The sequence below is a fragment of the Embleya scabrispora genome (genome assembly GCF_002024165.1).
Taxonomy (GTDB): domain Bacteria; phylum Actinomycetota; class Actinomycetes; order Streptomycetales; family Streptomycetaceae; genus Embleya; species Embleya scabrispora_A.
The window spans coordinates 350949-373710 of record NZ_MWQN01000003.1; the positions used below are offsets into that span (position 1 = coordinate 350949).

Sequence of the window (22762 nt, forward strand, 5' to 3'; positions counted from 1 at the left end):
CTTTCAGGGGCGGATGAAGGACTGGACCTGCGGCGCCTGGATCATCTGCAGGGCGAACCGGGCCGAGGACAGCCGGACACCGCCGTGCGCGGCCTCGAGGCCGTCCAGCAGGGCCGTGCCGGGGCCGCAGATGTTGAGCACTCCCGTGTCCCGGTCGCGGAGGTACGCGCCGAAGTCACGGTCCGCCGGGAACTCGCCCTTCCCATGGCCGATCTCGTCGCCCTCGATCTCGCGGAGTTCGATGGTGCCGAGGTTGCCGATGCCGAAGCAGATGCCGCGCGGTGGTTCGGCGATCTCGAACCGGTCGATCACCACGGGGAAGAGCACGAGTCGAACGTCCGTGCCGTAGACGGCGGTGCGCAGCGGCTCGACCTCGACTCCGTTGCGCAGCCCGGTGTGGATGGTGGTGGGCCAGCCGGGGATCAGCGACGAGCGAATGAGTACGCCGCACGCCGGGATCGGTCCGCCTTCCAGGGCGAGGCTGTTGAGGTCGGCGTCGAGGGCGTGGCCGACACCGATGCTCAGGGCCCCGTCGACGGCGGCGCGGATCCACTGCGGGTCGACGTGGAAGAAGCGGATGCTCTCCTGGGGCAACATGCGGCTGTCCGGGACGAGGTTGTCGAAGGTCGTCGTCTCCAGCAGGCGCAGCCGGTCGAGCCGGCCGCGTACGCCGACGAACTCGTCACCGGCCGCTTCGCGGAGGACGGACCGTACGCCGGCATCGGCCAGGAGCGACCCGGCGTCCTCGGTGGTGCGCGCGGCCCGCGTCGTGGTGCGCCGGCGGCCGGCACGCAGCGCGGCGGGGGCTTCGCGCACGGCCCGGCCGAGCCGGGCGCCGCCGTCGTCCCGGAGCATGCGGTCGAAGGACTCGATCGCTAGGGGTGCGGTGAGGTGGCGGGCCGAGACGGCGCGCCCGACCGGATCCGGGTGGGCGGCGAGGCGGCGTACGGCGAACCGGGCGGCCCTGCGGAACTCCAGGAGCGCCTTCCGGTAGTCGGCGTCGGCGAGGGCGAGCGTGCGTCCCGCGGTGAACGCGGCGGCGTACGAGGTGTCGAAGACGCCGTACTTCTCCAGGTAGACGAGTGCTTCCCCGGAGGAGTCGAGGCGTACGCGGCCTTCGCCGGGGTCGGGCAGCGGCTGGGGCTTCAGCGCGGTGAAGGGCCCACGGTGGAAGGCGATCGTGCGTTCCCCGGTGGGCAGGCGCTGCGGAAGGGTGGTCGCGCCGCCGGCGATGCGGTCGAGCGCTTCGCGTTGATGTTCCGTCACGTTGCCCGGTTCGGTGACCGGGACGCGCAGGCGCAGGTCCTGACGTGGCGTCAGTCCATCGGTGGTGGCGAGGCCTTGGACCACGTCGCCGAAGCCGGTGCCGTCGTCGGGTCGGGTCTCGAAGGTCCAGGAGGTGAGGGAGACCAGCCGAACACCTTCCTCGGGAGCGCGTTCGGTGAGGGCGTGGTCGTGGCCTTCGAGGCTGACGAGGTGACAGACGTGCAGGCCGCCTCGCTGGTCGGGGAATCGGTTGGCGACGACGACGGCGTTGAGCTGGTCGATGTCGGGTTCGGGGTTGCTGCGGGCGCGGACGGCGTCGGGCTTTCCGCCCTCCCGGACGTGGGCGAGGTAGGCCATTTCGGCCGGGAGCGGCTTGACCCGGTCGAAGACAACGGCGGGGACGTGGATGCTGACGCAGGTCTCGTCGTACTCGTCGGGGCGCAGGCTGTCGGGGTCGAGTTGCGGCGGGCGGCCGGGGCCGTGTTCGCCGGTGAGCAGTCTGCGTACGGTGTCGACGGTGACGGCGCCGACCGCCTCGGGGTCTTCGTCCAGTTCGCCGGGGCGGAAGACGAACAGGGCCATCCAGGGGATGCCGTCGTCGTATTCGTCGATGTCGCCCAGCGGCCGGGACCAGGGGAGTTCGGGGATGTCGAGGTTGATGTGCGGCAGCACCTCGCTGTAGGTGCCGACCGCGTCGGGCACGGGGTATCGGGCGTTGACGGCGGTGGGGGCGATGGAGAAGCGGGGCTGGATGACGTCGAAGGGCTGGGGTTTGCCGTCGAGCGGCCGGTCGGCGCCGTCGGTGGCGCGGAGCAGTTGCCTGGTGTGGATCTCGTAGCGGCCCGCGTGGAGCGACGGGATCCGGTGGTCGAAGAAGCGGGTGCGGTGAGCGGTGGCCGGGGGCGTCTGGTCCCGGGCCCCGGTCTCGGGTGCGGTGGTCACGGTGGTCCTCCTGACGGGCGGCTCAGGCCGGGATGAGCATCGGGTCGGCGGTGAAGGCCGTGCCGGCGGCGGACTTGTACGCGGCGAGGTCGGTGTCGACGGGGCCGCGGTCGAGGAGGCCGAGGGTCTCGACGGCGTCGAGGAGGGCACTGCGGCGGGCCTTGACGGGATCGCTGTTCACCCCGGTGACGATGGCCTCGACCACGCTCCGGGAGGGTCGCTGCGGCACCGGGCCGACGGGCGCGGCGGCGGGATCGAGGGGCTGGATTCCGGCTGGACTCACCTGGTCGAAGGAGATGCCCTTTTCGTCGATGAAGCCGGTGTCGGTGCCGTGGTCGACCGGTGGTGAGGCGAGGTCGATCCCGATCACCCGGTCGGGGATGAGTTCGCCGCCGGCGGCACTGTCTCCCCATCGGGCACGCGGGACCGGTCCGCGGAGGATCTTGCGCCCCCACCGCATGAGGTCGTATGCGTCGTCGCCGTTGAAGGTGATCCACACCCGCAGTTCGCTCTGCCGGTCCCTGAGCCCCATGGGGAGGATGTCGATCGGTCCGCCGCCGGCGACGTCCACGGTTCCCGTCTTGCCGAGGTAGACCTTGGTGACCGGCACCTGGGTATCGGCGGTGAACCGGAAGCCGGCGTTGTCCACGATCCACGGCTTGCGTCCGCTGCGGGTGGCGGGGGCGGGGCCTTCGCCGATGAGGCCGGGCCCGGCGGTGGAGCGGACCATGTGCTGGGGTGCGGGCAGGGTGCCCTGGAAGCCGCCCCAGTCCAGCGGCGGCGGGGTGTTGTCGCGCGGTTTGCCGAAGCCGATGGTGAAGGAGATGAACCACAGGTGGACGGTGGCCTCGCCACCGACCGGTGGGCCCCAGACGCGTACGCTGACGCCGACCTCGATGGAGATCCTGATCCGGACGAACCAGATCTTGACGGTGGCGGAGACCCCGACGCGGACGCTCATACCGACGTCGAAGTAGAAGGGTTTCCACTGGAGGAAGGCGTCGACCTTGGCGATCAGCCAGGCACGCAACATGCCGGACTGGAAGACGAGTTCGAGGGCGCCGCCGGCCATCAGGGACTTGGGGGTGAGCCCGGCGTATGCGCTGCCGGAGATGGTGACGGTGGAGCCCAGGGCCCAGGTGAGCGCGGCTTCGGCTCCCTTGGGATAGCGTGCGGGGACCTCGCGCCCGGCGGGGATGCGTCCGAGGATGAACGCGAAGTCTCCGGCGTTGGGGTTGGCGCCGAACCACACCTTGAGGCCGACGCCGCCGCGCACCTTGCAGTCCGGGTCGATGACGAAGGTGTTCTCGGTGAGGCCGACGCCGAGGCTGAGTTCACCGGAGGCGGGGCGGATGGTGGCCTCGATGCCGATCTCCACGCGGGCGATCTTCTTCGCGCTCTTGGTGGGCAGTTCGGCGCCGCCCGCGCCCAGGAGGCTGATGGCCAGGTCGTCGCCGAATTGCCCGATGGCCATGGCGCGGCCCTTGATCAGTTCGAAGATGCCGAAGGCGAAGCCGGCGGCGATCCAGACGTTGCCTTCGGAGGGTTGCACCCAGGCGAGGCTCCCGCCGCCGACGAGGGTGGCGAGGACGTCGAGGGGATCGGTGGCCTCCTCGTCGTGGCCGATCGAGCCGGGGTCGTCGAGGGCCTTGAGGAACGGGAAGCTCGCGAGCGCCTCGGCGGCGGGCACGCGGACCTTGCTGTTCCAGCCGAACCCGGCCGAGACACCGTTGAGTTCGAAGGGCGGGGCGCCGATGAGCGGATCACCGGTGAGGGCGGCGTACACGAACATCGACGGATCGGTGCCGCCGTCGGGGACGACGTAGGCGCCCATCGCGGTGCCGGTGAACGGCCCGGCGCCGACGATGAGCAGGCCGGCGATGGTGGTCTTGTACGGCGGGGTGGCGGGCAGCGCGGTGAGCGCGCCGACGAGGCGGAACGTACGGCGTTCGAGGTTGATGCTGATGCCGTTGGCGCCGGGCGGCGGCTCGGGCGGGGACCAGCCGCGGACCATCGGCGAGTCGAGCGTCGTGACGCCCTTGCGGCGGACGGCCGCGGCGCGGGGGACGACGATGCCGTGTGAGGTGACCAATGCCCTCGGCTTGCGCCGTCGTTCGTCGGGGGTGCGGTGGCGCCGGGGCGGCAGGGGTCGGCCGAGGGCATCGCGGCGCGCGGGGTCGGTTGTGGTGTCGGGTGCGGTGTCGGACGGGGATTCGGTTGCTCGCCGGGGAGGTGTGGCCAGCGGCAGGACCTGATCGCCCGTCACCAGCCAGGCACCGGGCGGGAGTCCGTCACTGTTCGGCGTTCCGTCGACCAGCACCAGGCCGCCGGCACCACCGGCGCCACCGAGGTCCACGAGCACCCGTACACCGGATACCTGTTCGCCCTCATGGCCGAAGTCGACTCGTACCGGCAGGAGTTCGGCGGCGGCGGTGGTGACCGCGCGCCCGGCCGCGTGCAACCCCTTGGCGTCGCACACGACGTTTTCGATGCGCAGCACGCCGTCGGGAAAAACGAGAGGCGCATCCGGACCGAGGAGTTCCGGCGCGACATCGAGAACTCCCCCGGGCCGAATATCGTCGAGCAACTTCCGCAAGGCCTGGACCTGTATCACCACAGCCGTCACCCACCCTGAAATCACGACGAAGGGTTCGGCACCCGAGGGCGGTGCGAGATCGCGACGATCACCTTCCGATGCCATTGATCAACCTGTCGTGCCGGCCAGGGGGCAAGCAATCATACAAATAGCGATTGGCTTGATTGAATGATGCAATGACGCATTTTCACGCGCGGAATTGACGGCTTCGATTTCCCCCTCATCCGCACGAATATTCGACATCACCTGCCCCGAAACCACGATCGTCACATCGAAGCGCGGTCCCGCGCATAACGCGTACCCGGCGCCGCGACAGCGCCGACGATCGCCGCGAAATCCCCCCACCGTGACCCCGTTTCCCGGCCTCCTGCGGTCGACGCCGTCTCCCCGACCATCGAACGTGGCCAGGTCATCGCCCTCGTCGGCGAGAACGGCTCCGGCAAGTCCACTCCGGCGAAGATCGTCGCCGGGCTGTACCGGCACCCGAATGACCCACACCCCCACAACGGCCACACCCGCTGCGTTCCGGTGCGTCGCCGCCGCCGGGCGTGGATCGGGCACACGGGCGCGGATGCGCGTCGGTGGGTGGGGTCAGGGTGGTGCGGCCGGTTAGTGCCATGATGTGGCCCGTGCCCGCGCAGAGTGCGGTGACGACGAATGTCCGCCGGACGCCGATGTGTTGCACCAGAGGGCCGGCCAGTGCCGAGCCCGACGCGACTCCCGCGGCGCCGGCGCTGACGAGCCAGGTGTACGCCTCGGTCGGGGAATCGCGCGGTGCGAGGTGGTCGAGCATGAGATACGCCGAGATCATCCGGGGCGCGTACGCGGCGCCGACGAACAACAGAAGTATGCCGAGGTGCAGGGCGGTTCGCGCCAACGCGAGAGGCACCACGCTCGTGGCAAAGGCGCCCGAGAGCCACACGTAGCGGCGGTCGACGCCGGAGACCCACGTGCGCGCGCCGTACCACAGCCCGCCGACCATACTGCCACCGGCCATGACGGCCAGGAGCAGTCCGGCAGTTGCGCTCCCGGTGCCGGCCGCGAACGCGGGAACCTCGATGTACAACATCCCGATCACCATCCCGGCGGCGGCGAGGGTCAGCACCAACGTGCGCATCCCCGGCACGCTCAACGCGCCGAGGGCTCCGGGGGCGTGAGCGGCACACGTCCCGACCGAGCGCGACGGTCCGGCGAGGACGAAGACGGTGGTGCCGATCAACGCCGCGATCTCGGCGAGGACCAGAACGGCCACCGGCGAAGCGAACGTGAGCACCAGTGACGCGATCAGTGGGCCGGATACGGAGATGAGGTCTTCGAGCAGCGCCTGGACCGCGTAGGCGCCGGGCAGGTCCTCGTCCGAACGCACCAGCACCGGCCACAGGCGGCGCATCGAACCGCCGAGCGTCGAACTCGCGGCGCCCACAAGGGTGATCGGCGGGAGCAGGGCCCATGCGCCCTGTTCGGTCGACACCGCGACGAGAAAGCCTGCCATCGCCGCGGTCTGCACGAGGACGAAGGGGATCAGGGTGCGGGACTGTCCCCACCGGTCCACCACACGTCCCCGGAACGGGGCACTACAGGTGGTTCCCAGCATGAGCGCGGCCAACGCCGCGCCGGACACCGAGTACGAGCCCGACGAGCGGTGCAACACGAACACGACGCCCAGCGGAAACATGCCGTTGGGCAGGCGGCCGATGAACATCGGCACCACCAGACGGGGCACCTGGGGTGTTCGAAGAACACGCAGATAGACGCGGAAGGGATTCCAGCCGGCAGACGGCACCGAAGTCTCCTCGGATCACTCGACACGAAGTGACCTCAGGGCTTTTGTCCCGTCAGTTGCGACGCCGGAGGAATCCACCGACGCTGGCATCGCTCGGTCACGGACCTCCCGCCGATCCGTGTGCCACGACGACGCACGAGCGAGAGCGGAACCCTGGATGCAAACGCACCGACCGTACCGGGGACGGACCTCGGACGCCAGGGCGCCGTTTTGCATGGTGCGTCGATCCGAACGAATCCCTTGTCCGCGTGGAACCGAATGGACTAGACCATTGCTACGCCTGCCCTGGCGTATGGACGCATCGCCGGAACAAGGAGATCGTGTATGCCCGTTCGTCCCTCCGGTCTGCTCGCGGCCGTCACCGCCGCCGTGCTGCTTGCCACCGCCGCCACCACCACCGCGACCGCCGCGAACGCCCCGGACGCCCTCGACGCCGCCGGCCACGGATCCCAGGGGCCGAAGCTGAAAGGCCAGCGGATCGGCTACTTCACCCAGTGGGGCGCCGACAGCTCCGCCAAACGTGTTCAGGAGACCGGCCAGGCCGCGAAGCTGACCATCATCAACTACGCGTTCGGCAACGTCTCCGCCGAGGGGACCTGTTTCGAGGCCAACATCGAGGGCCAGGGCTACGCCTACGACGATTACCAACGTCCCTACACCGCCGCCCAGTCGGTGGACGGCGTGGCCGACGCGCCCCATCAGGCGCTCAAGGGCCACTTCAACCAACTGCGCAAACTGAAGGGCGAGAACCGGCAGCTCAAGACCGTCATCTCGCTCGGCGGCTGGGCCTGGTCCAAGTACTTCTCCGACGCGGCCGCCACCGACGAATCACGCAAGAAGTTCGTCTCCTCCTGCGTCGACCTCTACATCAAGGGCAACGTGCCGAAACTGGACGGCGCCCCGGAAGGCGGCCCCGGCGCCGCCGAAGGTGTCTTCGACGGTATCGACGTCGACTGGGAGTACCCGGGCGGCGGCGGCGCGGAGGGCAACGTCTCGCGCCCCGAGGACGGCCGCAACTTCACCCTGCTGATGGCCGAGTTCCGCAGGCAACTCGACGAGTACGCCGCACAGCGGGCCAAGACCCAGGCCCACGGCAAGCCCCGGCACTACCTGCTGACCGCTGCCCTTCCGGCCAGTTCCGTGGTCGCCGACCGCCTGGAGATCCCCGCGGTCTCCGCCTCGGTCGACTACATCAACCTGATGACCTACGACCTTCACGGCACCTGGGAGGCCAAGGGCCCCGCCAACCACCACGCCAACCTCTACTCCGACCCCACCGACCCCGACGTCCGCCAACGCAGCGCCGACAAGGCCGTCGACCACTACGCCCAACTCGGACTGCCGTCCCGGAAGACGGTCCTGGGCGTCCCGTTCTACGGCCACGGATGGACCGGCGTGCCGGCCGGCGACCGCAACGGCCTCTACCAGAAGGCCACCGGCACCGCCCCGGACCTCACCTACAAGGAACTCGGTGCCCGCCCAGGCAGGACCTACGTCGACCGCGCCCACGGCGCCTCGTGGAAATACGACGGCGACACCTTCTACAGCTTCGACAACTCCGAAGTCCTCACCGCCAAGGCCCGCTACACGCGCCGGAACGACCTGGCCGGCGTGATGATCTGGGCCTTGGACGGCGACGATTCACGCGGAAGCGCCGTGAGCGCACTGGACCGCGGCCTGCGACGCCACTGAGGCTTGCGCTGCGGTTGGGGAGTGCCGGTGCGGGACCTGTGTCCGAGTCGGCGATGTGCCGCCGCCGGCGTACGGCCGGGGGGCTGGTGAGCGTTTTCGTATCGGGTGTTGCCGGTGCTCGCCCCGGGCCCTCCGGGGCGGCCACCGGCCGCGCACACGCCGGCCGGCCGGCCCCGCCGGGAGCGGACACCGTGCGCAATCCTCCGACAACGCCAACGCGCCGCCTCTGCCCCGAAGTTCGGGCAGAGGCGGCGCGCGTTCGTATACCGGTCACACCGCCAGACGGTGCACGCTTCCGTAGGTCGTTCCCGCGAACAGCCACCGGCCGTCGGCCGATACGGTCAGCGACGATACCGACGGTTCCGGCAGGTTCTTCGTGATGGAGCCCCAGGTCCGGCCGCCGTCGGTGCTGCGGAGCACCCCGAGCGCCGGGGTGTGGTATTCGTGCGAACCCGCGAACACCGTCGAGCCGTCCGGGGTGAACGCCAGCGAGCCCAGGTAACCGGTCAGGTCGCCCGCCACCTTCGTCAGGTTCTTGCCGTCGTCGGTGGTCACGTATATCGCGTCCCTGGCGGCGATGATCGCGTGGCCCGGAGTGCGGGGGTTCGGCGCGATCGCGCTCACCCAGCCGTCGAGGAGCTTGGTCAGGGTGACGCCGCCGTCGGTGGTGCGGAACAGCCCGTTCGGGCCGCCGAGCCAGGCGCTGTCGGGGTGGACGGGGTCGACGGCGACGCTGGTGAAGCCCTCCAGGTCGTCGTGCCCGTTCTGGACGAGGCTCTCACCGCCGTCGTTGCTGGTGTACACGGCCGACGGCGAGTGGGTGGCGACGTACAGCCGCTTCGGGTCGCTGGGGCTGACCGCGATGCCGAGTGCCTTGCCCGGTACGGCTGTCTGGGTGATGGTCCACCGCACGCCCGCGTCGGTCGACTTCTCGAGGTAGAAGCAGGGTTGCTCGGAGGTGCAGGTGTTGCGTACCCGGTACACCGTCGAGGGGTTCGACGGATCGGTGGCCAGGCCGTCGATCCGGTTTCCGAAGGTGTGCGGCGCGGCGCCGGAGAATCCCCATTCCTGGTACCCGCGCGGCAGTCGGCTCTTCAGGGGCGCGGTCGACTGGTAGGTGCCGGTCATGGTGCCCGCGACGACCGCCGGGCCCGACTTGCCCTGGGCGACGGTCATCGACAACACCTCGGAGCCGGGCACGCCGATCCGGCGGAAGGACTGGTGGTCGTCGGTGGTGTAGATGCCCGCGCCGGCCGAGATCACGTCCGTGCCGGGCCGTCCGGGGAACGTGCCGGTGCTCTCGTACAGGTCGATGCGGGCCAGGCCCGCCTCGGGGCGCCAGGTGCGGCCGTTGTCGCGGCTGCCCCACTGCTGCATCTCGCCGGTGGACTGGTTGACCTGGATGTGCAGCCGGCCCGAACCGTCCACGATCGCGGCCAGGACCACCACGTCGGTGCCCCACGGCCCGCGCAGCGCCCGCCAGTGCGCGCCGCGGTCGGTGGAGACCTGCGCGACCTGCAGGTCGCCCCTGGCGACCAGGGTGGAACCGGTGCCGGTGAACTGGTCGACACCCGCGCCGGTCGAGCCGGGGCGGGGCAGCTTCACCGGGGTACGCGCGCCCCGGCGGAGCACCCAGACGTCGGCGCCGGCGGTGAAGTACAGGTCGCCGCCGGTGAACTTCGGGTTCCGCGCGTCGGCGGGGGAACCGGCCAGCAGCCGCCAGGTGTTGCCGTTGTCGGTGGTGACGTGCACACCGTCGGCGGCCATCGCGTACAGCCGCGCGCCGGCCGGGTCGAACACGACGCCGCTGACCCGGCCCGGGGTGTCCAGCACTTGAGTGAACGTTTTGCCGGCGTCGGTGCTGCGCAGCACGTACCCGCGCCAGTGCTCCTTCTCCACGCCGCCCGCGAACACCACGTCGGGCCGGAGCGGGCTGGCCGCGACGCCGCCGGCGTCGGTGGCGTCCACGGGCAGTGCGTTGCTCTGCTGCCAGGTGGTGCCCCGGTCGTCGGTGCGGAAGACGACGTTGCCGATCGGGGTCTGCACGTAGGCCCGTTCGGGCCGGGCGGGGGTGAACGCCAGTTTGCCGCCGCTGCCGTTCGGGCCGACCTGCCGCCATTCGTTGCCCCGGGTGGCCAGGGTCGTCGGTGGGTCGGCGGGGTCCGCGGGATCCGCTCCGGCGGGCGCCGCGCCGAACGCGCCGAAAACGGTGCCGAAGGCCACCGTGGCGATCAGGAGTAGTCGGCGCCGGGACACCTTCGCTGAACTCGACCGTGGACGCTGTGCGTTGAACATTCCGTCTCCCATGGGGCCGGTGGTGTGCTCTTTGTAGTCGCGGCCCGCGACGATCGGCCAGGTGTGGCCGCCGGCCGGTTGCGGCCGGCGCCGGAATCGGCCATGCTCGCTCGCCATGGAAAATGACGAGTTGGTGTTCGGCGCCGTCGGGGTCGCGCCCTTCGACGAGCGGGTCTATCGCACCGTTCTGGCCGGACCGCCGGTCACCGTGCGCGACTTGGCGGAGCGCACCGGCTCGGGAGCCGAGAGGTTGCAGTCGGCCCTCGCCCGGCTGCGCGGTCACGGTCTGGTCAGTCGGCTCTCGGGCCGCCCCACCCGGTGGGCGGCCGTCAGCCCCACCGCCGCGCTCGCCGCCCTGGTCCGCAACGCCCACGCCGACCTCGGCAGGGTCACCGAGACGGCCGCCGAACTCGAGGCCGTCTACCGCGCGCTCGGCGAGACCGCCCGCCCCGGCGAGGGCGTCGAACTGCTGACCAGCGCCGACGAACTCGGCAGGTGGTTCGCCCGGCTCCAGCAGGAGGCCACCGAGGAGATCATGAGTCTGGACCGGCCGCCGTACGTCCTCGCCCACGGCAACCCGCTCCAACACACCCTGCTGGGCCGCGGGGTTCGGTACCGCACGATCTACGCCCCCGAGTCGTTGGAGATACCCGGCAACCTGGACGTCGTGGCAGGCCTGTCGCAGGCCGGCGAAGAGGCCCGGGTCCTCGCCGGCCTCCCGCTGAAGATGTCCGTCGCCGATCGCCGGATCGCCCTGCTGCCGCTGCATCTCGACTCGCCCATCACCCGCAGTGTCGTCATCCGGGGCACCACCCTCGTCGACGCCCTGGTCGCCCTGTTCGAAGGGCTCTGGACACAGGCCGTTCCACTCACCGCCGCCGGCTCCGAGTCGGCGGGCGATCCACTCGACGCGGAGGACCGACGGATCCTGAATCTGCTGCTGTCCGGACTGAAGGACGAGACGATCGCCCGGCAGCTGGGCACCAGCACCCGGAGCCTGCGCCGGCGAATGCGGGTGCTCCTCGACGAGTTGGGCGCGGAGAACCGGTTCCAGGCCGGCGTACAGGCGGTGCGGCGCGGCTGGGTGTAGGCCCGCTCACGGGTGATGGGCCGTCGCCGATCCCGAGTACGTCCGGCCGCTCACTCGGCCGCACCCTGTCCGGCGTCCGCCGGTTCGTGGTCCGCGCAGTCCACGCGTAGTTCGCCCGGTCCGAACGGCGCGTCGACGAACGCGCAGTGGTGGGGCCGGTCCGGGTCCTGCGGGTGCGCGTCCGGTCGGAAGAAGCGGCATGTCACGCAGGTACGCGAGACCGGGATCGCGTCGTGCTCCTGCAACACCCTGATCATCGTGGTGGTTCCGCGCAGCATCGCCGCGACGTCGGCGTCCGACAGCGCGTCGAGCGCCTCGCGCAGCGGCACGGGGATGACGCTCAGCCGATCCGCCTCCGCCCGACCGGTGTCGGTCAGGGTCAGCGTCACCGCGCGCGTGTCGACGGGATCGCGCCGCCGGTCGACGAGGCCCTTCGAGGTGAGCGCGCGCATGGCGTCACTGACCGTCGGCGGCGTGGAGGCGAGCGCCTTGACGATCTCGCCCTGCCTGCGCGGCCGGGCATCCGCGGCCAAATACAGCAGGATGTCGGCCTGCAACGGACTGAGCCTCGCCGGACCGCCGTTGTGCCAGGCCGTCAGGCGCACCGCCTGACCGAGCCGGGTCAGGCCGAGCAGCAGGTGCTCGGTGGGCGAGAGCCCCGGTGGTCCGTGCATCGGCGTGCCGCCCTTCCTTCGTGTCTTCTTCCCGTTCCGGATCGCCCCGTCCCTTGCATTCTAGGCAGTGCCAACTATATTTGGCACTGCCAACAGTCCTTCGGCGCACGCCACCGAAGGCCCGGTTTCGCGTACCCAGTCGAGGAGTTACCGCCATGCCCCGTCTGTCCACGGTCGACCCCGCCACCGCTGCCCCCGATGCCCGTCGTCTGCTCGCGAAGGTGGAGAGCGCCCTCGGCGTGACGCCGAACATGATGCGGGCGATGGCTGTATCGCCCGCCGTCCTCGACGGCTACCTCTCCTTCGCCGGCGCGCTCTCCAAGGGCTCGCTGTCGGGCGCGCTGCGCGAGCAGATCGCGCTGGTCTCGGCCGCCGAGAACGCGTGCGAGTACTGCTACGCCGCGCACCACGTACTCGGCGCCAACGCCGGGGTGAACGACGCGGACCTGGCATCGGGCGGCCACGCAGAGGCATCCGACCCCAAGGCCGCCGCGGCACTGCGCTTCGCGCGGGCGGTGTTGCGTACGAAGGGCTTCGTGTCCGACGCCGAACTCGCCGACGTACGCGCGGCGGGTTACCACGACGGCGAGATCGGCGAGATCATCGGCGCGGTCGCGCTCAACGTGTTCACCAACTACTTCAACTCGGTCGGCCGCACCGAGGTCGACTTCCCGCCGGTCGCACTGCCGGCGTAAGTCCCGAACCGGTCGCGGCGGTCGGAGCCGCTCCCCGGCCCCGACCGTGCCGGCCGAACCGACAGGCGACCCGAACGGTGCCGCCCCGCCCAAGCGGGGCGGCACCGCCGCGTCCGGGGTCGGCGCGGTCGATTTGGACGATCGTCCGATCCGACGGGCGGACAGATCTCTACCAGCAGGCGGGTCGCGGAACGCGCGGGCGTGAACACCGGCGTGATCCATTACCGCGTGGGAAGCATCGGCGAACTCCGGCGCATCGCCGCGGCGGGCCGGATCCGGATGTTCTCTCTCGACCGGGTCGGCGAGGCCCTGACCCGGGAAGACCCGGCGGAGGTCGTCGAATCGATCCTGCGCTCACCGTGTGCGGGCGGCGCACACGATCCGGACCTGCTCCTGCGCCACGAGTCCCTCGTCGCGACGAGTCGGGACGATCAACTGCGCACCGAGATCGCCGACACGAGGCCACGCCGGGATCGGGCGCGCTACGCGGGTGGGCCGTCCGGGAGCGAGGACGCGGCGGCGGGCACTCGTACCCGTGGTCGGGCCGGTCGTCGCGGGGCGTCGCGGGGGAAGGCGAACACCAGGCCGAGGGCGGCCACCGCGATGCCCATGGCGGTCAGATATGCGATCCGGAAGCCGTCGTCGGAGGGCGGTCCACCAGGAACGAGTATCGGGTTGTGGGTCATGATCAACGCGGCCATCCGGGTCCCGACGGCTCCGCCGAGCGCCCGGGCGACGGTGATCAAGGCGGTCGCGACACCCACTTGTTCGGGTGCCACGGCCGAGGCCGCCACGACGAAGATCGCCGTCGAGCCGGCCGCCGCGCCGATCCCGGTCAGCACCAGTCCGCAGACAATCTGCCATGGCTGGTGGTGATAGGCCAGGGTCAGCGTGCCCGCCGCGAGCGACAGCATGCCCACACCGGCGACGACCCGGCTGCCCACGTGTCGGGCCACGAGGCCGGCGAGCGGTGAACTCAGCACCGCCGCGGCCAGAGCCACACAGAGGTAGTAGCCGATCTCGGAGGCATTCGCGCCGAGCCCCAGGCCCGTGGCCTTCGGCAGGGCCAGGAGTTGCGGGACGAGGTAGACGACCATGCTGTAGGTCCAGCCCTGCGCCACGCCGACGCTCACCGGACCCCAGATACCGCGCCTCCGGAGCAGTACCGGTGCCACCATCGCATGTTCGACCCGGTTCTCCACGAACACCCATCCAACGAGGACCACGACCGCCGACGCCACCAGGGCCAGGCTCGTCGCGGCGCCCCAGCCGTCCTTGGGCGCGCGGTCGAGCCAGATGAACAGCAGCGCCAGACCGACGGCGAGGGCCGCCGCACCGGGCCAGTCGACCCGGGACCGACCCGCCTTCCCGCCCGGCCCCGTCTCCTCGGACACCGACGTCCGCAGCCCGGCGGCGGTCAGGTGGAACAGCACGCCCCCGGCCACCGCACTCAGGGTCGGGAGCATGTACATCCAGGCCCGGGACAGCGAATCTGCGATCGGGCCGGCGAACAGCACGCCCGCGCAGTTGCCCGCCGTGATCGCCGCCATGAACATGCCCATCGGCGCCTTCAACCGGTCGGGAGCGTACAGCGAACGCAGCACCACGAAGCCGATCGGGATGACTCCCGTGCCGGTGCCCATCAGGATCTGACCGACCAGGAACATCGTGTAGGAATGCGCCGTGGCCGATACGAGTCCACCGCAGCTGACCAGGAACAGTACGCCCGCCATGGTCCGGCGCGGACCGTGGAGATCGGCGAGGCTGCCGGCCAGAGGGGTCGAGACGGCGGCGCTGACGGTCAGCGCGACCGCCCACGACGCGGCCTTGGCGGGCTTGATGTCCAGATCGCTCTGCAACATCGGCAGCGCGGGGAGAATCAGACTCTCCAGCGCCGCGACGGCCATCGCGGTGCCGGCCAACGCGATGAGCAGGAAGGTGGCGCGTCTTCCGGACGGGGTGTCGGCCGTTCCGGCGGAGGCGGAGCGTGTCATTGCGTGCGTCTCATTTCTCTTTGCCCGATCCACCCGGGATCCGGGCGGATACGCACGGGAATCCGAACGGGAATCCACGCGAGATCCACGCGAGATCCGGACCGGATCCGAATCCCGATCCGAACGGAATTCACGCGAGTATCCGGATACGCCAAATGAACCCGCGTGGTCGCCCGCGCGGGCGGATGGCACCGAGAACACAGGGGTTGTCTCGGATCATCTGGAATCCGGTGCCGACTTCGATTCAGATGTTCGGGTAGCGCTCCGCCCAAGGGGCGGCCTCTTCGACCTCCGCCGCCAGCCGCAACAACGTGTCGTCCCGCCCCCACCCCGCCGTGAACATCACGCCGATCGGCATGCCTCGCGCACTCCACTCCACGGGCAGGCTCAGGGCCGGAAAACCGGTCGCGTTCGCGAGGATGGTGTTTCCGGTGAAGGCCGTCATCGCGGCGAGTTCGCCCGCCGGGTCCGCGTCGTCGCGCAGTTCGCCGAGGGCCTGTGTCGGGCGGGTGATGGTCGGGGTGATCACGATGTCCACGTCGGCGTGGTCGAGCGTCCACGCTCGGGCCCGCGCCTGCAACGTGCCGAGTGCCGCGGCCAGTTCGGCCGCCGTGGTCCGGGTCGCGATCGCGCGCAGATGCCGGACGATCGGGCGCAGCAGGGGCTCCGCGCCCGGCGGCAGCGGCAGGCTGCCGGCGAGGGACGCGAAGGCCAGGGTGAACGACTCGGTGAACACCGGGTCCTCGGCCTGGTCGCGACGCAGCACGGTGTGCCCGAGGGATTCGAGCAGCAGCCCGGTACGGGTGACCGCCTCCGCCGACTCGGCGGCCACCGGGCCACCGGAGATCGACCCGTGCGCGACCGCGATCCGCAGGCGTGGCAACGGCCCGTCGCAGGCCGCCCGGTAGCCGCCGGCCGAAGGCGCCGGGGGATGCACGGTGTTCGCGCCGGGCCGCGAGGCCAGGACGTCCAGGAGTGCGGCCGTGTCGCGTACGGTCCTGGCCAGTGGTCCGCGCGCCGACAGGCCCATGTTGTCGCCGCGGTCGGGGCCGGTGGTGATCAGGCCCCGGCTCGGCTTGAGGCCGATCACGCCGCAGACGCTCGCCGGGGACCGCAACGACCCGGCGGTGTCGCTGCCCTGCGCGAGCGGCACCAATCGTGCGCCCACCGACGCCGCCGCGCCGCCGCTGCTGCCGGCGGCGCCGCACGCGAGGTCGAACGGGCTGCGCGCGGGCGGGGCGATGTCGGGCTCGGTGTAGCAGGCCGCGCCGAACTCGGGCACCGTGGTCTTGCCGATGTCGATGAGGCCGCCGGCCCGAAGCATGGTGACGATTTCGCCGTCCGCGTCCGGGATCCAGTCCTGGAACACCCTGCTGCCCAGGGTGGTGCGAATTCCGCGCGTCTCCTCGAGGTCCTTGATGCCGATGGGCACTCCGAAGAGCGCGGGCAGCGGCTCGTCGCGCCGGTCGCGCAGGGTTCGTTCGGCCCGGCGTGCCGATTCCCTGGCGTGTGTGCCGGCGATCGTGGTGAATGCCCCGACCGTGTCCGCCTCGGCGGCGCGCCGGAGGAAATGGTCCACGACGTCCACCGGTGAGGTTTCTCCGGAGGCGATGACGGAACCGAGGTCCAGGGCCGATAGTTCGTGAAATTCAGACATGCGCAGCGCACCTCGCTTGGCGTTTCGTTACGCGTATTGTTAGGGTCTCTTCATGGAATCGTCAATGCCGAGTTCAGCGGGTTCAGCAGGTGCCTCCTCCAGTTCACCGGACGGCGCACCGGAGGCGGCGAAGCCGGGTCGACCCAGGGCCGTATCGCTCGAGGCGATCCTGAGCGCCGCGACCGAGATCGCCGACGACCGTGGACTCGACGCCGTGTCGTTTCGTGTACTGGGTGACCGGCTGGGCGTGTCGCCCATGGCCATCCATCGCACGACGGGCGGCATCGAGGCCCTGCGCCACACGATGGTCTCGGAGGTGGTCGGTCGGGTGACCCGATCGATCGTGTGGCCCGACGACTGGCAGGGCGTCGTGCGGGTCTTCGCCGAGGAGCTGCGCGCGTTGCTGATGCGCCACCCGCTGGTCCTGGAGGCACACCGCAGGGCCGCCCTCGACGCACCGGGCGCGGACGCGGTCGCACACCGCGTCGCGGGCGTGTTGCGCACGGCGGGGCTGGACGAGGAGCGCGCCGCGTACGCATACGCCGCCGTCCACGACTTCGTCACGGGGCATGTCGCGATCCGGCTCGGTCGAGGCGAACTCGAACACTACGACGCGTCGCCCGAGCGGCAGGCGGTGTCGGTCTTCGCCCGGTACCACGACTACGCCGAACGTTTCCGCCAGGGCCTCGAACTCCTGATCACCGGAATCGAGTCCACGATCGCCGAGGGACGACCGGCGAACCCGGCGGGACACCCGCGGGGGCGGGCGTGACGATATCCGCGCCGCCGACCCGATTCGCCCCGGCGCCCGGCGGGCGGCGCATCGCCTACTGCGTCTACGGCGACCCCACCGGCGTCCCCGCGATCGTCGCGCACGGTACTCCGGGCAGCCGCTTCCAGGCCCTCACGCTCGACGCCTCGGCAGCCGCGGCCGGAGTCCGGTTGATCTGCCCCGACCGGCCGGGGTTCGGAGAGACCGATCCCGTCGACATCGACGATTTCCACGCGTGGGACGGCGACTTCGGCGCGCTGCTCGACGCGCTCGAACTCGACCGGGCGTCGCTGATCGGCATCTCGGGCGGCGCCGGCTACGCGCTCGCCGTCGCGCAGCGCGCGCCCGACCGGATCGAACACCTGGTCGTGGCCTGCGGAATGGTCCCGGGCGCCCCCGCCTCCGCCACCCGGGGCCGGCTCCCCGTGGTGACCCTCGCCTACTGGCTGGCCCGGCGGGTACCGGGCCTGCTGGGCATACTCCTCGCCCGGCGGTCCTCGGCCGCGACGGACCCGGCGAAACCACCGAACGGGTTGCCGGAGTCCGACCGGCTCGCCCTGAACGACCCGGCGATCCGCGCGTCGACGGCCCGCGACGCCGAGGCGGCACTGCGCCAGGGGCCCGGGGCGGCCGTGGCCGACATGCGCCGCTACCACCGGGCGCTGCCCGACCCGCTCGCCACGATCACCGCGCCGACCACGATCGTGCACGGCGATCTCGACGCGAACGTGCCGGTGGGCGTGGCCCGTTGGCTCCACGCACGGCTCCCGGAGGCCGACCTCCGCATCCTCCCCGAAGCCGGCCACCTTTTCGCCCTCACCGACCCGACCCCGCTGTGGCACGCCCTCATCGATTGACACCCGGCCGAACTCGTCGGTCGACCGCACGCCGTACGCAAGGCGGTGGCGGTGAAGGATGGGGTCCTTCACCGCCACCGCCGGCCGAACGGTGTGCGGAACGCCTCGTGGGTCAGTCGTGTTCGAGGGCGATGCGCGGCAGTGCGCGGTCCAGCGGGCGCGGGAGCCAACAGGCCCGGGCGCCGAACAGTCGCATCACGGCCGGCACGATCAGGCAGCGGATCACCAGCGCGTCGAGCAGGATCGCGACCGCCAGGCCGAGGCCGAACTGCTGCAGCATGCGGTCCTCGCTCAGCACGAAGGCGCCGAACACCACGATCATGATGGCCGCCGCCGCGGTGATCACCTTGCCGGTGGTGGCCAGCCCCTCGCGCACCGCGTGACCGGCGTCCCGGGTGCGCTGCCACTCCTCGTGCACTCGGGCGAGCAGAAAGACCTCGTAGTCCATCGAGAGCCCGAACACGATCGCGAAGATCATCACCGGGATGAACGCCTCGATCGGGCCCTCCTGCACACCGAACATGCCGTGTTGGAACACCAGCGTGATCACGCCCATCGCCGCACCGATGCTGAGCAGGTTCAGCAGCGCGGCCTTCAGCGGCACCAGGATCGACCGGAAGACCAGCAGGAGCAACACGAACGACAGGCCCACCACGATCGCCACGAACAGCGGCAGGGGTCGGCGACCTTGGTCGCGAAGTCCTCGACGGCGGCGGTTCCGCCGCCGACCAGGACGGTGGCACCGGTGCCGTGTTCCACGCCCGGCATGACGTCCTCGCGCAGGTGCTCGACCAGCCTGGTGGTCGCCTCGTCCTGGGGCGCGGACGTCGGGTAGGGGATCACCGTGGACACCCGCGGGTCGCGGGACGGCAGGATCGGGCTCACCGCGGCGATCCCGGGCGTGCCCACGAGCGTGCCTCGGGTCTGCTCCGCCGCGCCGGCGTCGCCGTCGACGACCACGAAAAGCGGCCCGTTGAAGCCGGGTCCGAACCCGTCCGCGAGCAGGTCGTACGCCTGTCGACTGGTCTTGGCGGCCGGGTCGTTGCCGGCGTCGGCGAAGCCGAGGCGCATGTCGACCGCGGGTGCGGCCAGGCCGACCAGCGCGACGACCGGGACGATCAGCGCGAGCCACGGACGGCGCTGCACCCGGTCGGCCCAGGAACGCCGGCGGGTGCCCTCGACGACCTTGCGCTTGGCCGCCCGGCGCTCGACGTTGCGCCGGATGCGCTTGCCGAACAGGCCGAGCAGCGCGGGCAGCAGGGTCAACGACGCGAGCATGGTCATCAGTACGGTCAGCGCGACCGCGAGCGCCACACCGCGCAGCGATCCCAGGCCCAGTGTGACCAGACCGAGGAGCGCGATGATCACCGTGCAGGCGGCGAAGAACACGGTCCGGCCGGCGGTGTCCAGGGCGCGCCGGGTCGCCTGTTCGGCGTCCGCGCCGCGCAGCAGTTCGGCGCGGTAGCGGGAGAAGATGAGCAGCGCGTAGTCCACCCCGACGCCCAGGCCCACCAGCATCATCACCGGCGGTGTGAAGTCGGCGATGTCGGCCGGGTGGGAGGCGAGGACGACCAGGCCGAGGGTGCTGCCCACCGCGAAGACGGCGGTCGACAGCGGTACGGCGGCGGCCACGAGCGAGCCGAACAGGAACACCAGGACGACCAGCGCGCCGAGCATGCCCGCGCCCTCGGCCGCGCCGCCGCCGCCTTCCTGGGCGCCGCGGATCTGGTCACCGCCGAGTTCGACCCGCAGCGTCGCGTCGCGCGTCTCGGCGGCCTGCGCGGTGTCGATGATCCGGGTCACCGCGTCCTTGGGCACGTCCGTGCCGACGCCGTCCAGGGTGACCGTGGCGTACGCGGTCAGTCCGTCGCGCGAGACGGCGTTCGCGTCGTCGTACGGGCTGCGTACCTCGGCCACGTGCGGGAGTTCGCGCACCGCGCCGAGCATGCGCTCGACCCGTTCCCGGGTGGCGGGCGCCGAGACCGGCGCCTTGTCGTGCACGACGATCTGTACGCTGTCGCCGGCCTGGGTGGCGCCGTGCCGCTTCAGCGTGTCGGCGGCCTGCTGCGACTCGGTGCCCGGGAGCGAGAAGTCGTTGTGGAAATCGCTGCCGATCGCCATCGCGACGCCGCTGACCGCGATCAGCACCGCGACCCACGTCAGCAGGGCCGCCTTGCGACGCCGGTGCGCCCAACCGGCGATGCGCTCGAACACACTCGGACGGTCGGTGCGTGGCGGTGTCGGCGCGCCGGGGTCGGCGCCGGGCGGGGGATAGGACATCGGGGTCTCGGGCACTGTTTCCTCGATCCGCGTGCGGGGCTTGGGGACGTGGTGTCTCTTGTCCACAAGCCTCTCGGCGGGGCGGGCGCCGGGCGTCCTGCGCGGGCACGGTACGGCCGGACGCCCCCGGTGGGCCCGTCGCGGCGGCGGATACCCCCACGGTTGCGTTTGGTGTACACCCACGGTTGTGGGTCGCCGCCGGCCGACCCCCGGCCCTCGATCGGCCGACGAATCGCACGCCGACCGGATCCGAATCAGCTCGGCCGGCCGGGCGTCACCATCCCCGACTCGTAGGCCGGCACCACGAGTTGAGCGCGGTCGCGGACCGCGGTCTTGGTCATGATCCGGCTCACGTGTGTCTTGGCCGTCGCGGGGCTCAACACCAGCCGGGCCGCGATCTCGTCGTTGGACAACCCGCCCGCGACCAGGGTCATCACCTCACGTTCGCGATCGGTCAACGCCTGGACCCGGGGGTCCGGTTCCGGCGGCGCAACCCGGCCGGCGAACTCGGCGATCAGCCGACGGGTGATCGTCGGCGAGATCAGCGCGTCGCCGCGGGCGACCACGCGTACGCCGTGGATCAATTCGACCGGTTCGGTGTCCTTGACCAGGAAGCCACTCGCGCCCGCGCGCAGTGCGCCGTACACATATTCGTCCAGGTCGAAGGTGGTCAGGATGACGACCCGCACCTCCGCGAGCAGTTCGTCGGCGATGATCCGTCGGGCTGCCTCCAGGCCGTCCAGTCGCGGCATCCGGATGTCCATCAACACGACGTCCGGCCGCAGTTCGCCCGCGAGCGCCACCGCCTCCGTGCCGTCGGCGGCCTCGCCGACCACCGTGATGTCGTCCTCGTTGTCCAGGATCCAGCGCAGGCCGGCGCGGACCAACGCCTGGTCGTCCGCGAGCAACACCCGGATCACGCGGCGCCCTCCCGACGCAGCGGCAGCGTGGCGCTGACCCGGTACCCGCCGCCCGGTCGCGCGCCGGCCTCGAACTCGCCGCCCAGGGCTCGGGCCCGTTCTCCCATGCCCGCGACCCCGCTTCCGCCGCCGGGTCCGCCCGCCGCGCCACGGGTGTCCTCCGGCCGCTCCGCGTCGCGGCCGTCCCGGGAACCCCCCGCGCCGGCCCGCCCGTCGTCGTCGATCCGCACTCGTACCCGCCTCTCCTCGAACTCGATCCGCACCACGGCCGACGCCGCCCCCGAGTGCCGGGTCACGTTCGTCAGCGCCTCCTGCACGATCCGATACGCGGCCAGGTCCACCGCCGGCGGCAAGGGCGGCGAGCCGTCGGGGAGTTCCAGGCGCACCCCGATACCCGCCCGAGCCATGTGCGCGATCAGCTCGTCGAGCGCGGCCAGGCCGGGGGCGGGCGCGGTCGGCGCCTCCTCGTCCACCTGCCGCAACACGCCGAGTGTCTCGCGCAGTTCGCGCAGCGCGTCGCGGCTGGTCCGCTTGATCGCGTCGAGCGCCTGCTCGGCCCGATCCGGAGCACGCGCGAAACCGTGCAGCGCGGCCCCGGACTGCACGTTGATCAGTGACAGGTGGTGGCCCAGCACGTCATGCAACTCTCGTGCGATGCGCAGTCGTTCCTCGACCGCCCGGCGCCGGGCCTCCGCCTCCAGGGTGTGCTCCGCCTCCTCCGCGCGGCGATGCGCCTCGGCCAGGTACGCATTGCGGTTGTGCAGCATCCCGCCGATCGCGATCACCGCGACGATCCAGCCGAACATCAGGAACAGCGCGGCGTCGTCGAGATGGTTCTCACCGCTGCGCTGTTCGGCGACGCCGACGGCGGTGGCGAAACCGGCGCCGACGATGATGGCGATCACCAGCCGCCCGCGCGCCGCCGCGCTGTACAGGGCCACGGCGAAGGTCACGAACAGCGGCCCGTCCGCCACCACGAACGGGTAGTACACCCCCGACGCCAGCAGGGTCAGCAGCAGCACCGTGACGGGGTACTCCCGCCGGACGAACAGCGCGGCGCACGCGGCGAAGACCGGCACCAGGCCCAGCGCGTCCGATCCGTCCATCGGCACCATGTCCACGATCGTGAACACCACCACGAACACGCCGACGACCGCCGTACCCAGGGCCCCGGCGGCCGCACCGCGCGGCACCCATGCGGGTATTCGCCAAAGACTCCCCATGATCGGCAGCATAGGGCCGGCAACTC

Annotated in this window: 15 protein-coding genes and 1 pseudogene; 6 read left to right on the forward strand and 10 right to left on the reverse strand. The window is 71.3% G+C overall.

Annotated features, from left to right (window positions below; all coding sequences use genetic code 11):
- Positions 1–3: 3 nt before the first annotated feature.
- The 3 genes from B4N89_RS50900 to B4N89_RS50255 all read right to left on the reverse strand — a co-directional run bounded on the left by B4N89_RS50900 (position 4) and on the right by B4N89_RS50255 (position 5074).
- Complete coding sequence (locus B4N89_RS50900) at positions 4–2208, reverse strand: hypothetical protein (RefSeq protein WP_201261100.1); 2205 nt, start codon at positions 2206–2208, stop codon at positions 4–6.
- A gap of 22 nt (positions 2209–2230) precedes the next feature.
- Complete coding sequence (locus B4N89_RS52045; RefSeq protein WP_078981003.1) at positions 2231–4708, reverse strand: DUF6603 domain-containing protein; 2478 nt, start codon at positions 4706–4708, stop codon at positions 2231–2233.
- A gap of 204 nt (positions 4709–4912) precedes the next feature.
- On the reverse strand, positions 4913–5074 hold the full coding sequence (locus B4N89_RS50255; RefSeq protein WP_161500953.1) for a hypothetical protein: 162 nt from the start codon (positions 5072–5074) through the stop codon (positions 4913–4915).
- A 141-nt stretch (positions 5075–5215) separates the two neighbouring features.
- On the opposite strand from B4N89_RS50255, the gene B4N89_RS53505 reads away from it, so the two are divergent.
- Positions 5216–5425 (forward strand): hypothetical protein, encoded by a 210-nt coding sequence (locus B4N89_RS53505; RefSeq protein ID WP_414646462.1) that lies wholly within the window; start codon positions 5216–5218, stop codon positions 5423–5425.
- 1486 nt (positions 5426–6911) lie between these two features.
- Entirely contained in the window at positions 6912–8279 is a 1368-nt protein-coding gene (locus B4N89_RS37355; protein ID WP_078981005.1) for a glycoside hydrolase family 18 protein, read from the forward strand.
- A gap of 270 nt (positions 8280–8549) precedes the next feature.
- Here B4N89_RS37355 and B4N89_RS37360 read toward each other — a convergent pair whose 3' ends face one another.
- A complete protein-coding gene (locus B4N89_RS37360; protein WP_235619175.1) occupies positions 8550–10691 on the reverse strand; it encodes a WD40/YVTN/BNR-like repeat-containing protein in 2142 nt (713 codons plus the stop codon).
- Here B4N89_RS37360 and B4N89_RS37365 point away from each other — a divergent pair.
- Complete coding sequence (locus B4N89_RS37365; RefSeq protein WP_078981006.1) at positions 10690–11664, forward strand: helix-turn-helix domain-containing protein; 975 nt, start codon at positions 10690–10692, stop codon at positions 11662–11664. The two genes, B4N89_RS37360 and B4N89_RS37365, sit on opposite strands and share 2 nt — an antisense overlap.
- Positions 11665–11714: 50 nt before the next feature.
- Here B4N89_RS37365 and B4N89_RS37370 read toward each other — a convergent pair whose 3' ends face one another.
- Positions 11715–12338 carry a MarR family winged helix-turn-helix transcriptional regulator gene (locus B4N89_RS37370; RefSeq protein WP_078981007.1) on the reverse strand — a complete coding sequence of 208 codons (624 nt, stop codon included), beginning with the start codon at positions 12336–12338 and terminating at the stop codon, positions 11715–11717.
- Positions 12339–12493: 155 nt separating this feature from the next.
- On the opposite strand from B4N89_RS37370, the gene B4N89_RS37375 reads away from it, so the two are divergent.
- Positions 12494–13033, forward strand: coding sequence for a carboxymuconolactone decarboxylase family protein (locus B4N89_RS37375; RefSeq protein WP_078981008.1), 540 nt, complete (start codon positions 12494–12496; stop codon positions 13031–13033).
- Positions 13034–13515: 482 nt separating this feature from the next.
- Here the strand turns inward: B4N89_RS37375 and B4N89_RS37380 are convergent, their stop codons facing one another.
- Positions 13516–15027, reverse strand: coding sequence for an MFS transporter (locus B4N89_RS37380; protein WP_078981009.1), 1512 nt, complete (start codon positions 15025–15027; stop codon positions 13516–13518).
- Between the two features lie 244 nt (positions 15028–15271).
- Positions 15272–16684 carry an amidase gene (locus B4N89_RS37385; RefSeq protein ID WP_078981010.1) on the reverse strand — a complete coding sequence of 471 codons (1413 nt, stop codon included), beginning with the start codon at positions 16682–16684 and terminating at the stop codon, positions 15272–15274.
- Between the two features lie 214 nt (positions 16685–16898).
- Between B4N89_RS37385 and B4N89_RS37390 the strand changes: the two genes are divergently transcribed.
- Positions 16899–17456 carry a TetR/AcrR family transcriptional regulator C-terminal domain-containing protein gene (locus tag B4N89_RS37390; protein WP_235619176.1) on the forward strand — a complete coding sequence of 186 codons (558 nt, stop codon included), beginning with the start codon at positions 16899–16901 and terminating at the stop codon, positions 17454–17456.
- Entirely contained in the window at positions 17453–18313 is an 861-nt protein-coding gene (locus tag B4N89_RS37395) for an alpha/beta fold hydrolase (RefSeq protein WP_078981012.1), read from the forward strand. The genes B4N89_RS37390 and B4N89_RS37395 overlap by 4 nt, the downstream gene beginning before the upstream one ends.
- A 112-nt stretch (positions 18314–18425) precedes the next feature.
- Here B4N89_RS37395 and B4N89_RS37400 read toward each other — a convergent pair.
- The 3 genes and pseudogenes from B4N89_RS37400 to B4N89_RS37410 form a co-directional block, all read right to left on the reverse strand.
- Positions 18426–20593, reverse strand: a pseudogene (locus B4N89_RS37400) (MMPL family transporter).
- A 254-nt stretch (positions 20594–20847) separates the two neighbouring features.
- Entirely contained in the window at positions 20848–21513 is a 666-nt protein-coding gene (locus tag B4N89_RS37405) for a response regulator (protein WP_078981013.1), read from the reverse strand.
- Positions 21510–22736, reverse strand: coding sequence for a sensor histidine kinase (locus B4N89_RS37410; RefSeq protein ID WP_078981566.1), 1227 nt, complete (start codon positions 22734–22736; stop codon positions 21510–21512). Before B4N89_RS37410 ends, B4N89_RS37405 begins: the two co-directional genes overlap by 4 nt.
- Positions 22737–22762 lie beyond the last annotated feature (26 nt).